The organism is Bacillus sp. AFS015802 (genome assembly GCF_002561455.1).
Lineage (GTDB): Bacteria > Bacillota > Bacilli > Bacillales > Bacillaceae_B > Rossellomorea.
Genome location: NZ_NTUP01000013.1, coordinates 37,865 through 59,514 on the forward strand (window position 1 = coordinate 37,865; position 21,650 = coordinate 59,514).

Sequence of the window (21,650 nt, forward strand, 5' to 3'; positions counted from 1 at the left end):
AAGTAAAAAGCTCCCACCTTCAAGAACGAGACCTTGAGGACGAGAGTCACCGCCTCGGTTTATCGGCATAGCGGCTTCATCATTATCATCGTCACAATTGGAAATATTTTAAATTATTGGAATCATAAAGGAACTCTCCTCATTTTGTCAATATACCTGGTATACTATTTTTCGCCTATACTAAATATGTGTAATGCTCTATAATAAAAGAAAAAGTTTCAACTGGAGGATGAAAATGACTCACCACACAATCACCACTTCCATCGGGGATCAATTAATGGAAAGAAAAGGGGAAATCGCCAATACGATCTTCTCTGAACTTGTATTCACTTACCCCTCCCTTTATATGGAAGAAAGAAGAGCTGACAGCCTGCCGTATTTTATTCAGCTTATTGAACTCATTGGCAGGAGTTTACTAGAAGGAGAAAGTGTTGACAGCCATACATATGACTGGGGAAAAGAAGTTGGAAGACTTGCTTCCGGTCAAGGCGTTCCCCTCAATACGTCGATAAGTAAATCCTCCTTATATAAAAAAGTGGTTTTAGAAGATATCATCCTTCACAATGACGATACATTGACGAAAGAAATCCTTTTGACTATTACACATGATATTGATCAATCTTTCACGACGATGATTTCCGCCTTTTGTGAAGCGTATAGTGAGTATGCAGATGAGCAGCTGAAAATCTCCGAGGAAAAGTACCTGTCCCTATCAACTCCTGTCGTACCGATCTTCTCGGATCTTGCTGTACTTCCTCTTATCGGTCAAGTCGATGAAGTCCGTGGAGAAATGATGGCAGAGCATGTTCTCCTTGAGTGCAAGAAACTTTCGATTCACCGCTTGATCATCGATCTTTCAGGTGTGTATGAAGTAAATCCGTTATTCCAACAAGGGATCATGAAACTGATTGATAGTCTTAAATTACTTGGAATCGAACCGATTTTATCTGGTATGCGTCCAGAGATGAGTATCGAATTTGTTCAAATGGGCATCAATATTTCAAGTATTAAAATCTATCAAACACTCAACAAAGCCGTTGAAGCACATTAAACGTTTGATCTGTACGAAAAAGGACTCCGGAACTTGGAGTCCTTTTTCGATTGACAAACATGCTTGGATTTATCCTTACTGTTTGGGAATTACTCAGCTTATTTTCCTTGATTTAATGATGAGGAATGAAGGTCTTCTTTCTTCATTCCTCAAATTCGGCAAGAGATCCAGACCTTGCTGAGTGGGCAGGGGTTCAAGCACTTTTTCCAACATGAAGCCATGTTCGATCAGCCCATTCATCAAGGTAGGAATGGTCCGGTGATATTTGATCACACCATCCACATACCAATGCTGCTCCCGTTTCCCTTCCTCCCGGTAGTGATCAAATGCCCAGTGCATCCGGTCCCCCTCAGGATTTACCCACCAATTGTTCATATCTTTCCTTGCCGTGACGATGGGATGCTCAATGGAGTAAATAAGCATGCCGCCCGGCGCTAATAAGGAGTGGAGCTTCTCTATTAGAGATTCATAATCTTCTACATAATGAAGTGCAAGTGAGCTTACAATCAGGTCAAACGACTCTTTAGAAACAGACAGGTCTTCAACCGGACTGCAGATGTATTGTATTCTTCCGTCATGATTTTCTTGTAACGCCCGTTTGATCATTTTCTCTGAAATATCCACTCCCAGGACGGAAGCAGCCCCCAATTCAATACAATGTTTCGATAAGCCACCTGTCCCGCAGCCGAGATCCATCACCCTTTTCCCCTTAAGGTCTGGCAGCTCTCCTTTCATGGCAGGCTGTTCCAGGAAATCGTTATATGTCTTTCCAGAATCCCGCAGTTTCATATAACCTTCAAAAAATGCAGGATCATCGTAAATGTTTTGCTTCATAGGTCTCCTTCTTTCTCTTCTCATTATCTACTACTATAGCTAAAATCCATAGAAAGAGCGGTGCGTGGAACTTTAAATGATGCAACCCGGCTCTATCCTCCGCTTCATATCTCTATCCATAACATAGGCTGGGCTGGTGCCTAACACTTCCATTCTGCCATCCTTCATTTGTAATCCGGTTTCTTCACTCAAGGCTATGACAGATTGCTGATTGGCCGTTATAAATTGGTGGATCAGAGGATCATGATCATCCGTGTAATGACACCATATTGAATAGTCATGAATTAGGCCTAATCCATTTATGGTCTTCAACTCAACAGCATTCTCATCCATATGTGCGCATGTTGCTATATTGCTTCCCAACACGATGGCTCCGGCACTTCCCCCATAGATGATTCCACCCTCTTTGAAGGTCGATAATGCACTGTGGAAATCTGCTTGAAGAATGCTATGCATTAAGCGGTATGTGTTTCCACCACCAATATACACAGCGGAAAACTTCTTAAGATCATCCAGAGTCTTGCCCCTAAGATTTCTCCACATGGTAATATCGGTTATACCAAAGGGAGCAAATACACCCTGAATCCACTCATAACACTCTACATACGGAATCTCACCCTGATCCATGGCAATCGGCAGGTACAATAATGGTTCTCCCCTGCCCAATTCCCTTGCAAACACACTGTCAATCCCCCACGACTGCTTCTCATCCCCACCACCAGAAAGATACAATCCACCCATTTCATCTACCCCTTCCTACTGGAGGGACGGACCTCCAATAATGCATTCCTGATACTGTTAATTATAGCAATAAATAGTGATCACGCTACTTTTTATCCTGAACTTGGAGGTCCGTCCCTCATGATTCCATATTATGGATTATTTTTGTTTCTTTTCATAAATCAGGCTTATTTCATGAAAATTTTCCGGATTTGGAGTATATAGAGGGCGTTCCTTACACGTAATTAGTCCTGCATTTTCTCAATACCGTCTCTTCGTATCCTGTGATAACCTTTTGTTGACAGAATAATTAGAAAAAAGAGGAGGAAATGAATTGAAAAAGAAAAAAATCATTGGTATGGGATTATCCGTGGGCATCCTTTCAGGGATGCTTGCCACCGGGAGTTTAGCTGCTCCTTCTGAAAATGCGCACTTCCAAATGAGCAAAGCGGGAACACCTGAATTCATATCAGGTGTATTAACCGCTCCTTCCGCTAAAAATGCGGAATCCGTTGTCCTCTCCTTTGTGGAACAGAATAAGAAGACGTTTAAGCTTTCTGACAAAAAAGCAGACGAGCAGTTCAACGTACTCTCTGTCGAAAAAGACAGCCTTGGGAATACCGTCGTCCGCATTCAGCAAACTTATCATGGTGTGCCTGTCTGGGGGTCCACACAGTCAGCCGTCGTAAAGGAAAATGGTGTTCTTCAAGCATTCTCCGGTTCGGTTGTGGCAGATTTGGATAATAAAATGTCATCCTCCAAAAAGAGACTACACCCAAAGAAGGCTATACAGATCGCTAAAGAAGACCTTGAGGTCCAACCGAAATTAGAAAAAGATGCAAAACCGGAATTAGTCGTTTATACACATGATGGAAGCGCTTCGTTCGCTTACTTTGTAAACCTGAATTATTTAGAACCAGCACCCGGTAACTGGAATTACTTTATTGATGCAGCGACGGGGGAGATCTTAAATAAATACAATGATATGCATGAAGTCAGCGGAACGGATAGCGTCGGGACGGGAAAAGGCGTGCTGGGGGAAACAAAGCCGCTGAACACAACCCTATCAAGCGGGAAGTACTACTTGCAGGATAATACAAGGGGAAACGGCGTGTATACATACAACATGAACAACCGCACCTTTTTCCCACAATTTTTCTTACCCGGTACACTGTGGTCGGATAGTGATAATGTGTTGAATGCCGCGTATGATGCTCCGGCGGTTGACGCTCATTATTTCGCAGGGGTCACGTATGATTATTATAAAGAACAGTTCAATCGCAATTCATACGATAATCAAGGTGCCCGATTAGTATCCTCCGTTCATTACAGCAATGGATATAATAATGCGTTCTGGAACGGTTCACAGATGGTGTACGGGGATGGTGATGGCTCTACCTTCGCACCACTTTCAGGGGGAATTGATGTCGTTGCCCATGAACTCACCCATGCCGTGACAGACTTCTCTTCTGATCTTGTATACCAAAATGAATCGGGAGCTTTAAATGAGGCCATTTCAGATATTTTTGGAACATTGGTAGAGTATGAGAATGGATTTAATCCGGACTTTGAAATCGGAGAAGATATTTATACACCCGGGACCGCAGGAGATGCCCTACGTTCTATGAGCAACCCTGTGAAATATGGCGATCCGGATCATTATTCAAAACGTTATACGGGGACCGGTGACAATGGAGGGGTGCACACGAACAGTGGTATCATCAACAAACAAGCCTATTTATTAAGTGAGGGCGGCTCTCATTATGGGGTGACCGTCCCTGGGATCGGACGTGAGAAGCTTGGTGATATCTACTATCGAATGAATACGGTGTACCTGACAGCCTCTTCCACTTTCAGCCAGGCAAGAGCCGCCGCCATTCAATCAGCCACCGACTTATACGGAAGCACCTCTCAAGAAGTCAATGCTGTAAAGCTGTCCTTTGACGCCGTTGGTATCAACTAAAGAATTTTCATTGGAGGGACGGACCTCCCAAACGTCATTCCCTTCTATCCAAGTGCCTGATGTAAACAGGGTCCATTGGGTTATGTAGAACGAAATGGGAGGTCCGTCCCTCTTACAATAAAAGCGGATCCTTCAGCGCTGAAGGATCCGCTTTCCTATTTAATTACTTTCCTGTTTCAGCAAATGTCTTTATGCGATCGCTGATTTCGTCGCGTACTCGTTGGAAAAATGCCCATTTTTCTTCATCGTTTCCTTCTGCTTTGGCAGGATCATCAAAGCCCCAATGCTCACGTTTGACGTGCGGAGGTGTCACCGGGCATTTATCGGCTGCATCACCGCATAACGTGACGACTAAATCGGCATTGTTTAAGATTTCTGGATCAATAACGTCTGAGGTTTGCTTTGAAATATCAATCCCCGCTTCCTTCATGGCCTTTACTGCATTGGGATTCAGCCCGTGTGCCTCGATACCGGCACTCTTCACGTCCCAGTCTTTCCCCAAATGGTGCTTTGCCCAGCCTTCCGCCATCTGGCTTCGGCAGGAATTGCCTGTACATAAAAAGTATAGTGTTTTTCTAGTCATATCAATCGAGCTCCTTTAATTGTAAATTTTACGATAGGATCAATAACCAGATATATAGACCAACCAGGGTTATAAATAAGGTCGGTAAAGTTAAAATGATCCCTGTTTTAAAATACTGCCCCCACGATATTTTCACTCCCTTTAATGATAGGACGTGCAGCCATAAAAGAGTGGCGAGTGAACCGATAGGGGTGATCTTTGGACCAAGATCCGAACCTATGACATTGGAATAGATAAGGGATTCCCGGATGACACCGGTCGTACTCGTATCCATGATGGCAATCGCATCGATCATTACCGTCGGCATATTGTTCATGACCGAGGACAGGATGGCCGCGATGAATCCCATTGATATCGTGGCGACAAAAAGCCCTTGATCCGCCGCAACCTGGACGACATCGGTCAGCACATTCGTCAGTCCTACATTCCTCAAGCCATAAACGACTACGTACATTCCGACTGAGAAGAAGACAATGGCCCATGGAGCCCCTTTAATGACGGTTCTGGTGTTAACTGCGGAACTTCTTCTGGCCATCAGTAGAAAGAATATGGATACAATCCCCGCGATGATCGATACAGGGATGTGTATGGATTCACTGATAAAGTAACCAACGAGGAGGATACCCAGTACGACCCATGAAAGCTTGAACATATGCTGATCTTTAATCGCTTCAATTGGTTTTTTCAATTGGCTTGCATCATAATTCTTTGGGATGCTTTTTCTAAAGAACAGATACAGAACCAGAATACTCGAAATCAAAGAAAAAAAGTTCGGAATAATCATTCTGGAGGCATATTCCACAAATCCGATATCAAAGAAATCGGCAGACACGATATTCACGAGATTACTTACCACGAGCGGCAAGGATGTTGTGTCGGCAATGAATCCACTAGCCATGATAAAAGGAAACACCATCTTTTCTTCGAAGTTCAGGTTCCTCACCATAGCCAACACAATCGGCGTCAGGATCAATGCAGCTCCATCATTGGCGAAAAAAGCGGCGACGACCGCACCTAACAGGGAAACGTACACGAACATTTTTACGCCATTTCCTTTTGCCGCCCTTGCCATATGAAGAGCAGACCATTCAAAAAAGCCGATTTCATCCAAAATTAATGAAATGATGATAATGGCGATGAATGCAAGCGTGGCATTCCATACAATCGCTGTGACAGCCATAACATCCTGGAAGTCGACAACTCCCGCCAGGAGTGCAAGGACCGCCCCTCCACAGGCAGACCAGCCGATCGATAAGCCTTTTGGCTGCCAGATGACCAGCACCAGGGTAACCGCGAAGATCACGGTAGCTAAAATGACGGATAACAATTAAAACCCTCCTATTAATGACAAGAAATTCGCAATCCTTGTTTTTCTAATTCTGCCAGTCGGTCATTTTGATCAGGCAGATGTTCCAATAAACTTTGAACAAAAGGATACGTATCACTGTCTTTGTTAAGAGAGTAAAACACCCATTGGCCCTTTCTTGATTCATTCACAATACCGGCATCCTTCAATTTCCGGATATGCTGAGAGATGGCCGGTTGACTCATCTTGAAGATCTCTACAAATTCGCAGACACAACAGTCATTCGTGTCCAGTAACTTCACCATGGTCAGACGGGTTTTATCTCCCAGTAGTTTTAGCATCGTTGCCGCCCTTTCAATTTGTATGATAGAAGAAAGCAATTTTTCACACCCCCGAAACTTTGTAGTAAGGTCTATCATCCACACATATAAGCACATGATTATATAATAAAATAGTTATATCATTCTATCAAGTGTTTTCCAATAAAAAATCCCTGATCATCTGATCAAGGACTTTTTAAATGACGATTTAATGGTTAACGGCTTTATCCAATCCACCCGGCTTATTATGAACGGCCAGTTTGTCGATTAACTTATTACTTTCTGTATTCAGACCGATCAGATTGACTTTCACACCATTCTGATGGTATTTGATCACGATTTTGTCAATCGCTCCAACCGCGGAATCATCCCACAGATGAGCGTGAGTCAAATCTAATGTCACTTCTTTAATATCTTCACTGAAATCGAAGCTTTCCACAAATTCAGTGACAGAAGCAAAGAATAATTGCCCTGAAACTCTGTACACTTTCTTATGTGTATCCTCAGAAGCCAAGGTCGTTATTTGCACTTTTGAAATTTTAGAAGCAAAGAAAACGGCACTTAAGATGATCCCTACCAAAACACCTTTAGAAAGGTCATGCGTCAATAATACAGTTCCTACGGTTACGACCATGACAAGTGTATCGGTAAAGGGTGTTTTATGCAGGTTCTTTAGGGATGACCAATCAAACGTACCGATCGATACCATGAACATGACCCCGACAAGGGCAGCCATTGGAATCTGAACCAGGAAATCATTCAGTACAAGGATCAGGATCATTAAGAAGACCCCTGCAACAAGAGCGGAAAGTCTTCCTCTTCCTCCGGATTTCACGTTGATGACAGATTGGCCGATCATGGCACATCCGGCCATTCCACCAAAGAATCCAGACACGATATTGGCCATCCCCTGACCTCTTGCTTCCTTGTTCTTATCACTCGCTGTATCCGTCATATCGTCGACGATGGAAGCAGTCAAGAGAGACTCAACCAATCCAACGATGGCAATAGATAAAGAATAAGGGAAGATGATTTGTAATGTCTCGAATGTCAAAGGAATATCAGGAATCAAGAACAGAGGTAACGTTTGTGTTAGTTCCCCCATGTCCCCGACTGTGCGAACACCGCTTCCTGTTAACACTGCAAATACGGTAACCGCTATGATCGCTACCAATGCAGATGGAACAGCCTTAGTAAAACGCGGCAAAATGTAGATGATGGCCAGCGCTCCGGCAACCATAGCATACATAATCCAGGACTCACCAACAAAATGAGGCAATTGTGCCGAGAAGATCAAGATGGCCAATGCGTTGACGAATCCGACCATAACAGAACGTGGTACAAACTTCATTAAACGCCCTAATTTAAGGACACCCATGACAATTTGGATCACTCCTGTTAAAATCGTTGCCGCCAGTAAATATTGCAATCCGTGATCAGCCACAAGCGTTGTCATCAACAGAGCCGTCGCCCCTGTAGCAGCGGATATCATCCCTGGTCGTCCACCTACAAATGCTATGACCACTGCAATACAGAATGAGGCATATAATCCAATCATCGGGTCTACACCTGCAATAATGGAAAATGCGATAGCTTCAGGGATCAAAGCCATGGCAACGACGATACCTGATAAGATATCCCCTCTCACATTTCCAAACCATTCATATTTAATTTTTTCACTTAAATTCATAATGCACCTCTTCCTTTTAAATGGTGACTTTCAACTCTCATGAAAGTCGGGGCCGTTTAACACAAGGGACATTATATAATGGATAAAACTATTTGTGAAATTGTAATGAAAGCGTAAACAAAAGCATATTTCTTTCATTTTCTATTGTTTTCGTCACTTTATGCTCTCTTTCAATAAGTTGTAAAAAATTTCTTTCATTCTTTAAAGGAATATGAAGAATAAACTAGAACTAAATACTAAACCTAAACGATTTAAGGGGATGGAGGGAAAAAGTCCATGTTCAAAAGCATTCTTCTTGCTACTGACGGATCCGAACACTCCTTGAGGGCTGGAGAAAAAGCGATTGCTCTCGCAAATTGCCAGAAAGGCTCAAAAATCGATATTGTATATGTCATAGATGGCAAGCATTCAAAAGAGGACGTTCTGCATCATTGGGGTCTGAATGCAAGTGACAAGCGCAAACAAAAGCTTCAACTGATTGAGCAAAAGGCCAAACATGATGGAATAGAGTATGAAATCATCTTTTTACATGGGGAACCGGGACCTACCATTGTGGAGTATGCGAATACTCATGAATTTGACGCAGTCGTCATCGGCAGCCGCGGATTGAATGTATTTCAGGAAATGGTTCTTGGAAGTGTGAGCCATAAAGTAGCCAAACGGGTAAAATGCCCCGTCATGATCGTGAAATAAAGAAAGACTCCCAAAATGGAAGTCTTTCTTCAATCCTTAAACAAATAATCGAAGATCCTTGGTACCCTTTCTCTCCATGCGATTTCATTATGTTCTGCACCTTCAACTACTTCAAAGCGGCAATCCTTAACCTTATCCTTAAGGAGTCGATAGACATCCCTGCTTGAATCGATATACGTTACATCATCGATCGTTTCCGTATTTTCTTTAGTCCCGATGTCCATGTAAAAACGCTCCACTTGTGATAAATCACTCTCTTGAATAAAGTTTTCTATATCCAGTTGATTAAACCAATATGCGGATGAGATGGAGGCGACTCTCTTAAAAATGTGAGGGTATTTACACGCAGCATAGGTAGAAATCAGTCCACCCATTGAACTTCCTGCCATGCTCGTTTTTTCCGGGTTGGTCCTGTAGGTATGATCGATGAACGGCTTCAATTCCTTCACTATGTAGTCAATATATTCTTTCCCTTCTCCTCCTATCGATGTTCGATCCGACGAGAAGACATCCGCCATCGCATTGCTTTCCCATGGACCATATTCGTCCAACCGTTTTAGACCCTCGTTGCAGTCGATCCCCACCACGATGAGATCCATATCTGCCTTATCTAAATATTCCCCAATCCTCCACGACATCCCGTATCCTGCATCTTCATCACGATAAAGATTTTGCCCGTCATGCATATAAAGGACACTGTACCTTTTCGATTCCTTCTCAGGATAATCATCAGGCAAATAGATACGGACCGTTCTCTTCCTATTAAATGGAGTTAAGGTGACTTCAACATGTTCATACATTGTATTTACTCCTCCAGTGCTTTTTATCTAAAGTGTAGCATGAAACGGGCTATCAGGGACTATGTATTTCAAATACCTCCTTATGGTGTAGCATATAGTCTTATTACATTAAAAGGTGCACTTCTTCAGTAGAAGCGCACCTTACTATTTTACTTACTCACTCTCACTTCGATTGTATGAACTCTCGGGAAGCGTATCCCAAAAAGATGTATCCACCTCTTCAATGGTGCCATCAGCAATCGCCTTTGCTGTAGCTTCTAAGCTGATGACCGCTTGCTTTATGAGATAGCCATTGCTCTTCTGGCCGAGAACATAATCATCTCTATAATGATCGGCCATACCTCTCATTTCAAAAAGAAGTGTGGCGATACCGTACTCAACCGCAAGGCCGTTTCGGCTTATCGTCTGAGCGGAGCCGCCAATGTATTTAGACAATGTTCCGAATCCTCTGCTTTCAACGGTGTTATAAAGGACTGCACCAAGCTGCTTGGATTTTTCTACGACTTCCGGATCTACTTCTTCATTAGTCGGATATAATATGGAACCGGAGACAAGCTCATCTGTATCCCCAAGAGTGGTTTCTGCCCCTTGATGATGAAGGTCAATCATGTAATCAGGCATATATTCCTGGAGGACGTTTTCATGAAGTGCCTTTGTTTCAGGCTGATTCCGATCGACATGATCACGATTCAAATCCACCCCATTCGCATTGTAGCGCGTATGGGTCCCCGACACATAATCATCCAACGAAAAATCCACGTCTCCTTCTGCCCCATCTACATTCAAGCGGGGAACAACCAGAATGTTCACGTTTTCCAGCAATTCGCTCACTTCTTTTGAGTTGGATGTCAAGTGCTTGATAAACTGAAGAGCTCCTTCAGTCGTCAAGGTTTCATTTCCGTGCTGCTGAGTCAAATAAAGGACTGTCGGATTCTCCTCATTATTCCCGAATTTCGCGAGATAAAGATCTCTGCCTTTGACAGACTGTCCGAAGACTTCCAGTGAAAGAGCATCTGACTTCTGATCCAGATGTTGCAGCATGCTTGCCATTTCTTCATAACTGTGAAGACGCTCGTTTTTAATCGTCTCGCTTCCTTTGTAATCTGGACCATCCGCAAGAACCGATACACCCGGGGCAGTGTAGGAGATTCCTGACGCTACCAACGCACTTGAAAGAGCACCAATCATTAGTTTCTTCTTCATTATGTATTCCTCCTCATATATTTCGTCTCCCTGATATACTTAGAGATTACAAGATCGAAACCCTTTCTCTTTTTGAAAAATGAAACAATAGAACCGAGTTCCGGAATAGCGTGTGGATAATCAGTCCTATCATTCCCAAAAAATGTTTACTTTTGTCAAACTATAGAAGGGAGACGAATGGTTCAGATTTACTTTTGTGTTTTCCAAAAAAAGAGAAGCCCACCATCATCAGCTTCTCAAAAACTCTTATTCACCATTATTTACTGCCCATACACCTTCCCTGTTGCATCGACATAAATCGTCTTGATGATGGTTCGTTTGAAGTCATTTTTGTCCTTTTTACCATCTACATCAATGGTGACATTGTATACCCCTTCTCCGAGATTCGGCAGCTTTAATGAGCCATTCTTGGACTTCGCATTACTCTCTTTCAATTTCCCATCTTTATAGTATTCCAGTGTCATGTCGTGCATCAAATCTACCTTTTTGTCCTTTTTCTTCAAAATGATTTCATCCTGAACTATATTCACTGCAACGCTATCATTCAATATGCTGTCAAAGGAAACGACCATAAGATATTTTTCTGGTGATGAAGGGTTTGATTCCAAGGTCCACTCACCATAAGCGGGTTTTTGAATCGTAAGTGTGTGATGATAAGCCCCATTGAAATATTCACTGTCGTCTTTTTTCACATGGAAGGACGAAGACATTTTCCCTGAGGGATCTTTCAAAGTCAAGTGAGAGGAAGAGCTATCACTGATCCAATCAAAGGTAACGGACTCTGCACCAGCTTCAACCATGACTTTTTCTTGTTTCTTCCCACTGCTTTCCCCTCCCCTGACAAACGAGGATGCCTCATTATGGAAGGAAGATGACTGCTCCTCGCTTTGAGTCTTCAAACCCGTTGAATCAAGGGTGGTTTCATTCAAATAACCCTTAAATAAATTAAATGTGGAAGACCCTCCCTTGATGGTGAAATGATTCCAGTCCCCTACCCTCAATTCTGTGGCATAAGGGAGTCTTGAACTATTGACCGTAACCGCCCCGTCATTGCTTCCATAAGGTCTCAGATATAATCCACCCCAGTACAAGGAACTTCCAAAGCTCCCCCACTTCGTCCCTCCGAACGTATAGATTGGATTTTTATTGACATTCACATGCTGGTCGGTTTCTGAGCGGAAATAAGCCATATACCCCGTTTGAAGTGAGTAAGTGGCATCATTCTTACTGCCAAGGATACCTGCGAGCCATCCGGCCCAGCTGCTATAAGCAAGGTCAGCCAATTGTGAGCCGTGATGTGGTGTAGAGAGGGTTATCATTCGTGATACATAAGGATAAGCTCCGTAGTGGACAAGGGCAGACTGAGTGTCGATTCCACCTTTACTATGGGCTACGACCACCACTTTTTCTCCGTAGTAATGGTAAATGTCCCGTATTTTTTGTGCCAGGAGCGCACCATTATCCCACATATTCTTAGTTGGATACAGGTCGATAAAAGCGGTTTCATAACCGTTTTGATAGGCGGTGTCGTACATATTATTATCGTTCCACCATGTATTAGAAGAACTGTTTAAACCGTGTACAAAAAGGATCGGCTGCTTTGAAGGAGCTACGTACGAAGGGGTCGTACCTACATACCACTGCCCGGGAACACCTGAAGGATCATCATTACCAAAAGAACCCGCCTGACTCCAGGACGGCAGTAGTAAAAACAATACCAAAACCGTCATACCAATCTTTTTGATCATACACTCTCTCCTTTTCCGTTGAAATGAACCTGTAAAGTATATCGGCTAATTTCTGAAGATATGACTTGTCTAACTGAATTCAGGAAGAAAGAACCAAAAAATGTTCATATACTGATCTTTCACGGAAAAAAATCATCCCCCCTACATCAGAATCCCTGTTAAAATGGTGGTACAACAATAAAATCGGGAGGGTTTTGCCATGCCTGACTGGTCCTATCACGGAATATTCAAACCCGTTTTATCCAAACTCCCTGCCTACATATCGAGAGAATTCATACACAGAGGAATGAGTACGGTCGCTTCTCTCCCCCTTGGATCTCATATGATCCAATTTCTGGGTCGGGAAGAATGTTCCCCCTATCTAAAGAGACAAATAAAAGGAATTGAATTTGCCAATCCGGTCGGTCTTTCCGGTAAAATTGATCCGTTACTAACCGGCACCCCTGCATTTACCCATTTGGGATTTGGCCTTATGGAAATCGGGCCGGTAATGTTACACTCTAACCGAGACGCGTCCCATCCCATTGTCAATCACAATGAAAAGCGGATTCATTTTTCGGACCCCCCTGAATCACTTGGATTAGAGAGGATTCTACATAAATTAAGAAAGATTAGAAAAAAACAGCCCCTCATCATACGCCTGTCGGGTACAGCGCAGGAAATGATTGAAATGATGGGTCAGTTAGATAGATTTGCAGACGGATATATCATCGATTCTGATGAAATCCACCCTGATATACATAGTGATAAACCAATCTTCATCTCTAATCCGACTTTAGAATTTCTCCATCATCCATACGTGGATGAGATGTCAGGAATCGTTGTAGAAGCAGATGAATTCAATTCTCTCCTTTCAACTGTTCGTACGTACAAAAAGGCAATGCCTGCCCTTTCCATCATCACTACTGGTGGAGTCCATGAACCGGGTCAGGCCCTATCCCTGCTATATGCGGGGGCAGACCTTATTCTTTTGGCAGAAGGATATGTCTTTTCGGGTCCGGGTTTAACCAAGCGCATTAACGAAGCATCACTGGATGATGCAAACGTTCCCTTATCCACTCCTCAAAAGGGTTGGAAGTCTTACTGGTATTTTGGCTTATTGATTTTTATGGGTGGACTGTTAGCTCTCCTTTTTAGTTTAACGACAGTGATTCTGCCATATGATGAATATTATCTGGGAATGCCCAGGGAATCGATTACCTTATTCAACGAGCGGATCGTGAACTTTATGGCTCATGATCGGATGACGTTGGCAGGTACAATGATATCTGGAGGGATCGTGTATATGCAGCTCGCCTTCCATGGGGTCAAAAAAGGTCTCCTATGGGCAAGGCAGTCAATAGACATTGCTGCCATTACAGGATTTATGGGGATATTTTTATTTATCGGCTACGGGTATTTCGACTGGCTTCATCTTTTATTTTGGCTTATTTTGATACCCTTTTACGGACATGGGTGGATCCATACCAGGAAGATCAGAGGAACACCAACGTCTGGAAATCGCAGAAATCATAAAGATTGGTTACACTCCCTTTACGGTCAGCTGGCATTTGTCGTCCTCGGGTTGTCATTTGTTCTTGGAGGTCTTGTCATCTCTTACTTTGGGGTTACTTCTGTATTTGTTCCGACTGACCTCCTATACCTCTGTATGCCAAAAGGGGTACTTCAAGAGTTCAATCAAAACCTCATTCCCGTCATCGCGCACGACCGGGCGGGGTTCGGCAGTGCTTTATTAAGTGTCGGATTATTGGTCTTGACTCTTTCCCTTTGGGGTTTTCAGCAGGGTAATAAGTGGGTTTGGTGGACAATGCTAATTGGGGGGCTCCCTGCCTTTATAGCCGGCATCTATATTCATTTCGCTATCGGGTATACCTCGTTCCTCCACCTTCTGCCCGCGTACTTAGCCATTGGATTGTATTTATTTGGACTAGTCAAAACCTATCCCTTTTTTCATAAATCCAGTGATAAAGTTGAAGATTAGCCGTATCCAGTGTGGATACGGCTTTTTACTGAGGGAGGTTTTCACGCATTTTCAGTCAAAAGCTGAAAAACAGAAGGGAAGCACCTCCATTAAGAGTTTGTAAATTTGGCCTTAGCTCTTTAATAGAATCATTCATCATGTTATAGTTTTTGTATATAATTCCGATATCGATTTTCGATATCGACTTTCGATTTGAATTTTCGGGGAGGTGTTTCATTGGAAGACAAAGTCTTACGAAAACTTTTTCTCGGTTTTATCCAGATTCATATTTTGCATCATGCCAAGGATGAGCCCATTTATGGTACCTGGATGCTTGAGGAACTGAGAGAACACGGATATAGCATCAGCTCGGGTACGTTGTATCCGATCCTGCATTCGATGGAGACAGACGGCCTTCTTACGAAAGAAGATAAGAATGTAGACGGGAAGATCAGAAAGTATTATACAACAACTGATAAAGGAAGTATGGTTTTGTCAGAAGCCAGAAGTAAAGCATATGAGCTCTTTAAAGAGATCAAAGATTGATAAGAAGGTGGATGATCATTGAAAACATCAAGAAATATAAAAACGTTATTGGAGATCCTTTTTATATCAACCAGACTGGGTTTCACCTCATTTGGGGGACCCGTCGCGCATCTGGGATATTTCCATGAAGAATATGTAAGGAGGAAGAAATGGCTGGATGAAAAAAGGTATGCAGATCTTGTTGCGCTCTGTCAATTCCTCCCAGGGCCTGCCAGCAGCCAGGTCGGGATCGGAATCGGCATCATTCGAGGCGGAGTGCTAGGGGGAATCGTTTCATTCTTAGGCTTTACACTTCCCTCGGTACTTGCATTGATCCTCTTTGCCCTCCTTCTTCAGGGGGTGGGTATGACGGGTGCCGGGTGGATACATGGATTGAAAATTGTGGCGGTGGCTGTTGTCGCTCATGCGATTCTGGGTATGGCAAAAAAATTGACGCCGGATTTAAAGAGAAAAGCCATCGCCCTCCTTGCTTTGGTGGTCATATTGATCTGGCAAACCACAATCACACAAGTCGGAGTGATTGTTCTGTCTGCCTTTATCGGTTTCCTCCTTTATAGACATCAATCTCCTGAGGATGAAGCAGGTGTTGAATTCCCGATTTCAAGAAGATTTGCTATGATCTGCTTATTGATATTTCTTGGATTATTGATTTTGCTTCCTATTTTCCGTGAATACAGTACATTGGAATGGGTCGCACTCTTTGATAGTTTTTACCGGTCCGGCTCATTGGTATTTGGGGGTGGCCATGTGGTATTACCACTTCTTGAACGTGAATTCGTACCGACGGGATGGATGACTGAAGAATCATTTTTAGCCGGATATGGTGCAGCCCAGGCTGTCCCCGGACCTCTTTTCACTTTTGCCGCTTATATTGGGGCGGTGATAAACGGTTGGAAAGGTGGAGTGCTGGCGACGGTCGCGATTTTCCTTCCTGCATTCCTGCTTATTTTAGGTACCTTGCCGTTCTGGGACTCCCTTAGACAGAATCCAAAAATAAAGGGAGCATTGATGGGAGTGAACGCTGGAGTCGTCGGAATTCTGATTGGGGCTTTCTACCACCCGATCTGGACATCCTCCATTCTTGCCCCGATCGACTTCGCTTTCGCAGCGATTTTATTCAGCATGCTTGTCTTCTGGAAGCTGCCTCCCTGGGTTGTTGTGGTCACAGGTGCCCTTGGCGGAGTTCTGATGGGCATGGTTTAACTCTTTTTTCTAAAATGAAAAGAAATGAGCCGGGCAGTCGTTGCCTGGCTCATTTCTGATTCTTGCCTTCCCGTATTTTTCTAAAGTTGAAGAGGGACCGCCTATTCACCTTCTAATAAATCGATAGGCAAGATAAGCAATATATAGAGGCGTTGCAATATAGATTAAATAAGGAAATGCCTCATATGTACCTTTATAGATTACATATAACAATGCACCGATGAAAATGGTCACGATTGTGCCATACTTAGGCAGCGGGACTTCCTTCAAGCTCGGGATTCGAATCCTGCTCACCATGAGGAAGCACATCGCTGTAAAAATAACGGTTGTCACAATGTTAGGGATCCATTCCCCGAATAAGGTCAAAATAGCCAGGATCCCTCCGGCTGCCGTAATGGGAACACCCACAAAATAGTGTAATGAAGATTTAGGCGGGCTTGTATTGAAGCGAGCCAGGCGGTATGCCCCGAATAATGGGAATAGACCGGCTACAATGAACCCTAATAAACCGAATTGAAAGAAATAGGTATAGTAAACCAGGAAGGATGGCGCCACTCCGAATGTCACAATGTCTGCCAGAGAGTCCAATTCCTTACCGAGGACACTGTCTGCATTGAGCATTCTCGCAAGCCTTCCGTCCATACTATCGAGCATCATGCCTATAATGATCAACACCGCAGCGTTCTTGAATTGGCCGCTTGCGGCAAATCCAATGGATAAGAATCCGCAATACAAGTTCCCCAAGGTCACCATATTGGGTATTTTTTTTGTTAATTTCATACTTCGTCCTCACTCTGCAAAAAATCTATTATTACTAGAATACCATTTTATAGCTTCTTTTAAAGATATCTGATAAAGAAATTTCATTTTCCCTCATAAAAAACGGCTGTTCCCATTTACAATCTAAAAAATTAGCCATACTATATACAAAGATGACCGTAGTAATATAGACCGAAATGACAAATCTTGATATAACTGGTGATGATAGAATGTTGAGAAAAAAACTGCGTGAGTTCAAATGTCTTACTCTGAAGCTGTTGCGGCTAAAAGATAATGCCCACAGCATTGCACTGGGATTCACTGTCGGCTTATTGATAAACTTTATTCCCTCCTTTGGTATTGGACCTGTCATATCTACTGCCTGTGCCAAGATTTTCAGGGGTAACCCCTTCGCCGGATTGGTCGGCGGGGTGTCCCTGATCTGGGCGTTCCCTTTTTTCTTTTACCTGAATGTTGTTGTAGGACATCTCTTTTTTCCCATTGATGCGGCAGCCCCCTCAACAGATGCTGTGGATACCACAAGTGAGGCTTTAGGCTTCGGTTTACAAATCGGTAAAGCCTTCATTACCGGAATGTTCATCAATATCCCCTTATTCGGGATCCTTACTTATACCATCACAAATTCCGCGGTAAAAAAATACCGTGGTTCTATGTTGTCGTTTGTTCAGAGAAAGTGGAATATATAGTATTCCGCTTTCTGTATGCGTAAGCCCCCTTCCAACATGAACCCTCTTTTATAAAATGATGAAACTCTTTCAAGCTCCCATACGTATATTCTTTTATACACGTTTTCTTCTATGTGATGACCACATTCTATACTATTTCATTTCGTGTTTTGTTATAATTTAACTATTATATGTCAAGCGCGAAATGAGAAAGAGGAGGATTGAAATGACTGGAACTATAGCTGTTATCATGATTTTTTCCATACCCATTCTCGGGATCATCACAGACCATTTCCAAAAACAATCCAAGCTGAAACAGAAAATGATGGAAGATGAACTGGAGTTGGAAAAACTCAAACATGAAAATTTCGTCATAGAGACCCAGAAACTGAGGCTTGAGTTAGAACAAATGAAACTTCAGGACCCAAAGGACAAAACGCAGATACTATAAAAAAGAAGCCCAACCAGGCTTCTTTTTTATAAGAAACACCACTACTATTTCAAATATTCGTTGGCCAAGTCAGGATTGAGATACCTGGCCATGCCGGTCTTCACGTTTTCCATCCCGAATTTCCTATAAAATGCTTCATTTCCTGTCGTAGCAATCAACTGGATGCATGATATGTCTTTAAGCTGTTCCAGCAGGTTTTTCATGATCTGACTGGCGATTCCCTTGCGCTGATGATCGCGGTGGACGACTATATCATAAATCGCTGCATTGAAAACACCATCCGTCAGTGCTCTTCCCACCCCCACGATGCGTCCATCACAAACCGCAATGGAAATGACATCGCTTCTTTGAAACACTTTTGAGATTACATCATTTGTATGCTTAACCCATCCAACGGAATGATAAACGGCTTCGATCTCATCCAGTTTATCTCCTTCAAATTGGTTCATGATGCTGACCTTCATCTTCACTGCCCTCCCTATATATACCACATTTTCACAAATCCATAGTCGATTCAAATGTTGAATGAAGTCCAAATTCTTATCCCCTTGGATCGCACGTTTTTTTTATTTCAACCCTGGTTCTTAAAGTCTGGTTTTTTCATGATTAATCAGGGTTCCCCATCTTTGTCCAGTGCAAATCTTTTTCATGGTCCCCACTTGATCAAAGTTAAAGATGTGTACAGGTAGTTTATAATCCCTCGCTAATAGAAGCGCTGACTGATCCATGACTTTAATATTGTTCAAAACGACGTCATCATAGTTTAAGTTATGGTACATCTTTGCCTCTTTATCTCGTTTAGGGTCAGAGGTGAATACACCATCCACTCCTTGCTTCGCTACCAGGATAGCATCACAGTTCGTTTCAATCGCCCGTTGGACACTCGGATAATCTGTCGTGACGAACGGCTGGCCGTTCCCCCCTCCGAATATGACAATGTATCCCTTATCCAAATGATGGACGGCTCTAAGCCGTATATAAGGTTCGGCCACTGTTGATACAGGAATCGAGGTCATGACCCTGACTTCTTTATCGGTTTTACTTTTTAATACCCCTCTTAGCATCAGACTGTTTATGATTGTTCCAAGCGTTCCGATACTATCGGCTTCCACCCGTTCGATACCCCAAGTATCCGCTAAACTGCCACGAAAAATATTCCCTCCACCCACAACCAGGGAGACTTCTATGCCCATATTCACAATGGATATGATTTCGTTCGCAATATGCTCAAGCTCTGCTGTTCCAAAATTATTCCCTTCTTTATCTGCCAATGCACCACCGCTTAATTTAATTAACACCCTCTTATATCCCATCTTCATTCCCCCTCATGACATAAAAAAAGCTAAAAAGTAAATGAATTACCTTTTAGCTCTTAAATGGGAAGAAGAAATAGCGGTGCATTTCTGTAGAATAGCGCTCATTCTTCCTCCCCCTTTCATTCTATTCAGAATTTTCCTTCTGTTAGTTTATAGAAAATACAGGAAATGGTCAAGTGCATTTTCATCATTTTTTTCACCTTCATTTTATTCAACCATCCCTACTCATTTACACCATCTCTTCTTTTAACCTGTTAATAACCTCCTTTATCTTTCTTACACCTATGTTCCCTTGTTTTCTTTTTCTGAGGGATACAGAATCCTGTTGGATTTCTTTGTCACCTATTACCATCATATATGGGACCCTTTGCATCTCGGCATCCCTGATTTTCATTCCCATCTTTTCAATCCGTTCATCGATTTCCACCCTGAAGCCTTCTAATTCCAGCTGTGACTTCACCTCTTGGGCAAACGGGATATGGGCTTCAGAGATTGGAAGGATCTTCACCTGATGAGGTGCAAGCCAAAGAGGAAAATCTCCTCCGAAGTGTTCAATGATGATAGCCAAAAACCGTTCGATCGATCCATATATAGCGCGATGAATCATAATCGGTCTTTGAACCCTATTATCTTCACCTATATATTCACACTCGAATTTTTCGGGCATTTGAAAATCAAGTTGTACCGTTCCACACTGCCAGCTTCTTCCCAGACAATCGAGAATATGAAAGTCGATTTTCGGTCCGTAAAAGGCTCCATCTCCCTGATTGACGTGATAGTCGACTCCCCTTGCTTCCAGTACTCCCTCCAGATCCCCTTCCGCCTGATTCCAAAGTTCAACAGACCCCATAAAATCTTCTGGGCGAGTTGAGAGCTCAACCTTATATTCGAAGCCGAACTTCCCATAAAAACGATCAATAAGATCGAGTACTTTATGCAGCTCTGCACGGATTTGATCTTCTCTTACAAAAAGATGGGCATCATCTTGTGTAAAGGAGCGGACCCTCAATAACCCACTCAAAGACCCCGAAAGCTCATGACGGTGAACCAATCCAAGCTCTCCATAACGAAGGGGTAATTCCCGGTAACTCCTCCGTTTGCTTTTATAAATCAGCACTGCTCCTGGACAACTCATCGGTTTGATGGCATATTTCTGATCATCCACTTCAGAGAAATACATATTCTCGTGGTAATGGTCCCAGTGTCCCGACTTCTCCCACAGCTCCTGTTTCATCATGACCGGTGTCCTGATTTCCTGATAGCCCGCCTTCCGGTGCTCCTTCTTCCAAAAGTCCTCCAGCTCATTTCTCAGCAGCATCCCTTTAGGTAAATAAAACGGCATGCCTGGCGCTTCCTCCATGGATATGAATAATTCAAGCTCCTGTCCTAATTTCCTATGATTACGCTTTTCAACCTCAGATTGAATGGACATCTCTTTTCCTCCTTTAAATTTTTAATATAAAAAACCGCACTCATCCCTAACCAAGGGACGAATGCGGTCGTGGTACCACCCTAATTCCGAAGTACTAAAATTTATGAGTTCTTCGCTCAAGTAAGATAACGGTTTTCCCGATTATGGATACTATCAATTCCCCATAATAGCTCCGAGGCGGTAAATCACTTCCTTTCTACAGGGCTTGCAGCCGAATGGCCCTGTTCTCTGGTAAGAAAGCATAAATGATTCGTGTCCTCTTCATCGCACGCTATTCAATTCAACTAAAAAGACCGCACTCATCCCTAACCAAGGGACGAGTGCGGTCGTGGTTCCACCCTAATTTCGAAGTGCTCACATTGTGAATCCTTCGCTTAAGTAAGATA

Annotated in this window: 21 protein-coding genes and 2 other annotated features (1 of these 23 cut by a window edge); of the genes, 8 read left to right on the forward strand and 13 right to left on the reverse strand. The window is 43.0% G+C overall.

Annotated elements, in window-relative coordinates; genetic code table 11:
- Window positions 1-235 precede the first annotated feature (235 nt).
- Window positions 236-1,051 (forward strand): STAS domain-containing protein, encoded by an 816-nt coding sequence (locus CN378_RS09190; protein ID WP_179884858.1) that lies wholly within the window; start codon window positions 236-238, stop codon window positions 1,049-1,051.
- A gap of 93 nt (window positions 1,052-1,144) precedes the next feature.
- Here CN378_RS09190 and CN378_RS09195 read toward each other — a convergent pair whose 3' ends face one another.
- Together CN378_RS09195 and CN378_RS09200 are read right to left on the reverse strand one after the other, a co-directional pair.
- Window positions 1,145-1,885 (reverse strand): class I SAM-dependent methyltransferase, encoded by a 741-nt coding sequence (locus CN378_RS09195; protein ID WP_098351593.1) that lies wholly within the window; start codon window positions 1,883-1,885, stop codon window positions 1,145-1,147.
- A gap of 72 nt (window positions 1,886-1,957) precedes the next feature.
- On the reverse strand, window positions 1,958-2,626 hold the full coding sequence (locus tag CN378_RS09200; protein WP_098351594.1) for a Type 1 glutamine amidotransferase-like domain-containing protein: 669 nt from the start codon (window positions 2,624-2,626) through the stop codon (window positions 1,958-1,960).
- A gap of 337 nt (window positions 2,627-2,963) precedes the next feature.
- Between CN378_RS09200 and CN378_RS09205 the strand changes: the two genes are divergently transcribed.
- Window positions 2,964-4,568, forward strand: coding sequence for a M4 family metallopeptidase (locus CN378_RS09205; protein ID WP_483295074.1), 1,605 nt, complete (start codon window positions 2,964-2,966; stop codon window positions 4,566-4,568).
- Between the two features lie 163 nt (window positions 4,569-4,731).
- Here the strand turns inward: CN378_RS09205 and arsC are convergent, their stop codons facing one another.
- The 4 genes from arsC to CN378_RS09225 form a co-directional block, all read right to left on the reverse strand.
- Complete coding sequence (gene arsC / locus CN378_RS09210; protein WP_098351596.1) at window positions 4,732-5,151, reverse strand: arsenate reductase (thioredoxin); 420 nt, start codon at window positions 5,149-5,151, stop codon at window positions 4,732-4,734.
- 28 nt (window positions 5,152-5,179) lie between these two features.
- A complete protein-coding gene (locus CN378_RS09215; protein ID WP_098351597.1) occupies window positions 5,180-6,478 on the reverse strand; it encodes an arsenic transporter in 1,299 nt (432 codons plus the stop codon).
- A 14-nt stretch (window positions 6,479-6,492) separates the two neighbouring features.
- Entirely contained in the window at window positions 6,493-6,798 is a 306-nt protein-coding gene (locus tag CN378_RS09220) for an ArsR/SmtB family transcription factor (protein ID WP_179884859.1), read from the reverse strand.
- A 187-nt stretch (window positions 6,799-6,985) separates the two neighbouring features.
- Window positions 6,986-8,467, reverse strand: a complete 1,482-nt coding sequence (locus tag CN378_RS09225; protein WP_098351599.1) for a SulP family inorganic anion transporter — start codon at window positions 8,465-8,467, stop codon at window positions 6,986-6,988.
- A 276-nt stretch (window positions 8,468-8,743) separates the two neighbouring features.
- On the opposite strand from CN378_RS09225, the gene CN378_RS09230 reads away from it, so the two are divergent.
- Entirely contained in the window at window positions 8,744-9,160 is a 417-nt protein-coding gene (locus CN378_RS09230; RefSeq protein ID WP_098351600.1) for a universal stress protein, read from the forward strand.
- A 29-nt stretch (window positions 9,161-9,189) separates the two neighbouring features.
- Here CN378_RS09230 and CN378_RS09235 read toward each other — a convergent pair whose 3' ends face one another.
- From CN378_RS09235 to CN378_RS09245, 3 genes are all read right to left on the reverse strand, one after another.
- On the reverse strand, window positions 9,190-9,960 hold the full coding sequence (locus CN378_RS09235; RefSeq protein ID WP_098351601.1) for an alpha/beta hydrolase: 771 nt from the start codon (window positions 9,958-9,960) through the stop codon (window positions 9,190-9,192).
- Window positions 9,961-10,113: 153 nt separating this feature from the next.
- Window positions 10,114-11,163 carry a M14 family metallopeptidase gene (locus tag CN378_RS09240; RefSeq protein ID WP_098351602.1) on the reverse strand — a complete coding sequence of 350 codons (1,050 nt, stop codon included), beginning with the start codon at window positions 11,161-11,163 and terminating at the stop codon, window positions 10,114-10,116.
- 260 nt (window positions 11,164-11,423) lie between these two features.
- Window positions 11,424-12,911, reverse strand: coding sequence for a lipase family alpha/beta hydrolase (locus tag CN378_RS09245; RefSeq protein ID WP_098351603.1), 1,488 nt, complete (start codon window positions 12,909-12,911; stop codon window positions 11,424-11,426).
- 199 nt (window positions 12,912-13,110) lie between these two features.
- Between CN378_RS09245 and CN378_RS09250 the strand changes: the two genes are divergently transcribed.
- The 3 genes from CN378_RS09250 to chrA all read left to right on the forward strand — a co-directional run bounded on the left by CN378_RS09250 (window position 13,111) and on the right by chrA (window position 16,620).
- Window positions 13,111-14,892: a dihydroorotate dehydrogenase gene (locus tag CN378_RS09250; protein WP_098351604.1), complete on the forward strand. Its 1,782-nt coding sequence runs from the start codon at window positions 13,111-13,113 to the stop codon at window positions 14,890-14,892.
- A gap of 216 nt (window positions 14,893-15,108) precedes the next feature.
- Window positions 15,109-15,417, forward strand: a complete 309-nt coding sequence (locus CN378_RS09255; RefSeq protein ID WP_098351605.1) for a PadR family transcriptional regulator — start codon at window positions 15,109-15,111, stop codon at window positions 15,415-15,417.
- 18 nt (window positions 15,418-15,435) lie between these two features.
- A complete protein-coding gene (gene chrA / locus CN378_RS09260; protein ID WP_098351606.1) occupies window positions 15,436-16,620 on the forward strand; it encodes a chromate efflux transporter in 1,185 nt (394 codons plus the stop codon).
- A 105-nt stretch (window positions 16,621-16,725) separates the two neighbouring features.
- On the opposite strand, the gene pssA is transcribed toward chrA, so the two are convergent.
- On the reverse strand, window positions 16,726-17,400 hold the full coding sequence (pssA, locus tag CN378_RS09265; RefSeq protein WP_098351607.1) for a CDP-diacylglycerol--serine O-phosphatidyltransferase: 675 nt from the start codon (window positions 17,398-17,400) through the stop codon (window positions 16,726-16,728).
- 209 nt (window positions 17,401-17,609) lie between these two features.
- Between pssA and CN378_RS09270 the strand changes: the two genes are divergently transcribed.
- The gene (locus tag CN378_RS09270; protein WP_179884860.1) at window positions 17,610-18,086 is read left to right on the forward strand and encodes a DUF2062 domain-containing protein; all 477 of its coding nucleotides are present in this window, start codon (window positions 17,610-17,612) and stop codon (window positions 18,084-18,086) included.
- A gap of 205 nt (window positions 18,087-18,291) precedes the next feature.
- A complete protein-coding gene (locus CN378_RS09275; RefSeq protein WP_098351609.1) occupies window positions 18,292-18,516 on the forward strand; it encodes a hypothetical protein in 225 nt (74 codons plus the stop codon).
- Window positions 18,517-18,560: 44 nt separating this feature from the next.
- On the opposite strand, the gene CN378_RS09280 is transcribed toward CN378_RS09275, so the two are convergent.
- From CN378_RS09280 to thrS, 3 genes are all read right to left on the reverse strand, one after another.
- Complete coding sequence (locus tag CN378_RS09280) at window positions 18,561-18,980, reverse strand: GNAT family N-acetyltransferase (RefSeq protein ID WP_098351610.1); 420 nt, start codon at window positions 18,978-18,980, stop codon at window positions 18,561-18,563.
- A gap of 120 nt (window positions 18,981-19,100) precedes the next feature.
- Window positions 19,101-19,829: a UMP kinase gene (pyrH, locus tag CN378_RS09285; RefSeq protein WP_483295072.1), complete on the reverse strand. Its 729-nt coding sequence runs from the start codon at window positions 19,827-19,829 to the stop codon at window positions 19,101-19,103.
- 232 nt (window positions 19,830-20,061) lie between these two features.
- Complete coding sequence (gene thrS / locus CN378_RS09290; protein ID WP_098351612.1) at window positions 20,062-21,264, reverse strand: threonine--tRNA ligase; 1,203 nt, start codon at window positions 21,262-21,264, stop codon at window positions 20,062-20,064.
- Between the two features lie 50 nt (window positions 21,265-21,314).
- Window positions 21,315-21,538, reverse strand: a binding site (T-box leader).
- A 35-nt stretch (window positions 21,539-21,573) separates the two neighbouring features.
- Window positions 21,574-21,650, reverse strand: a binding site (T-box leader); it runs 148 nt beyond the window's last position.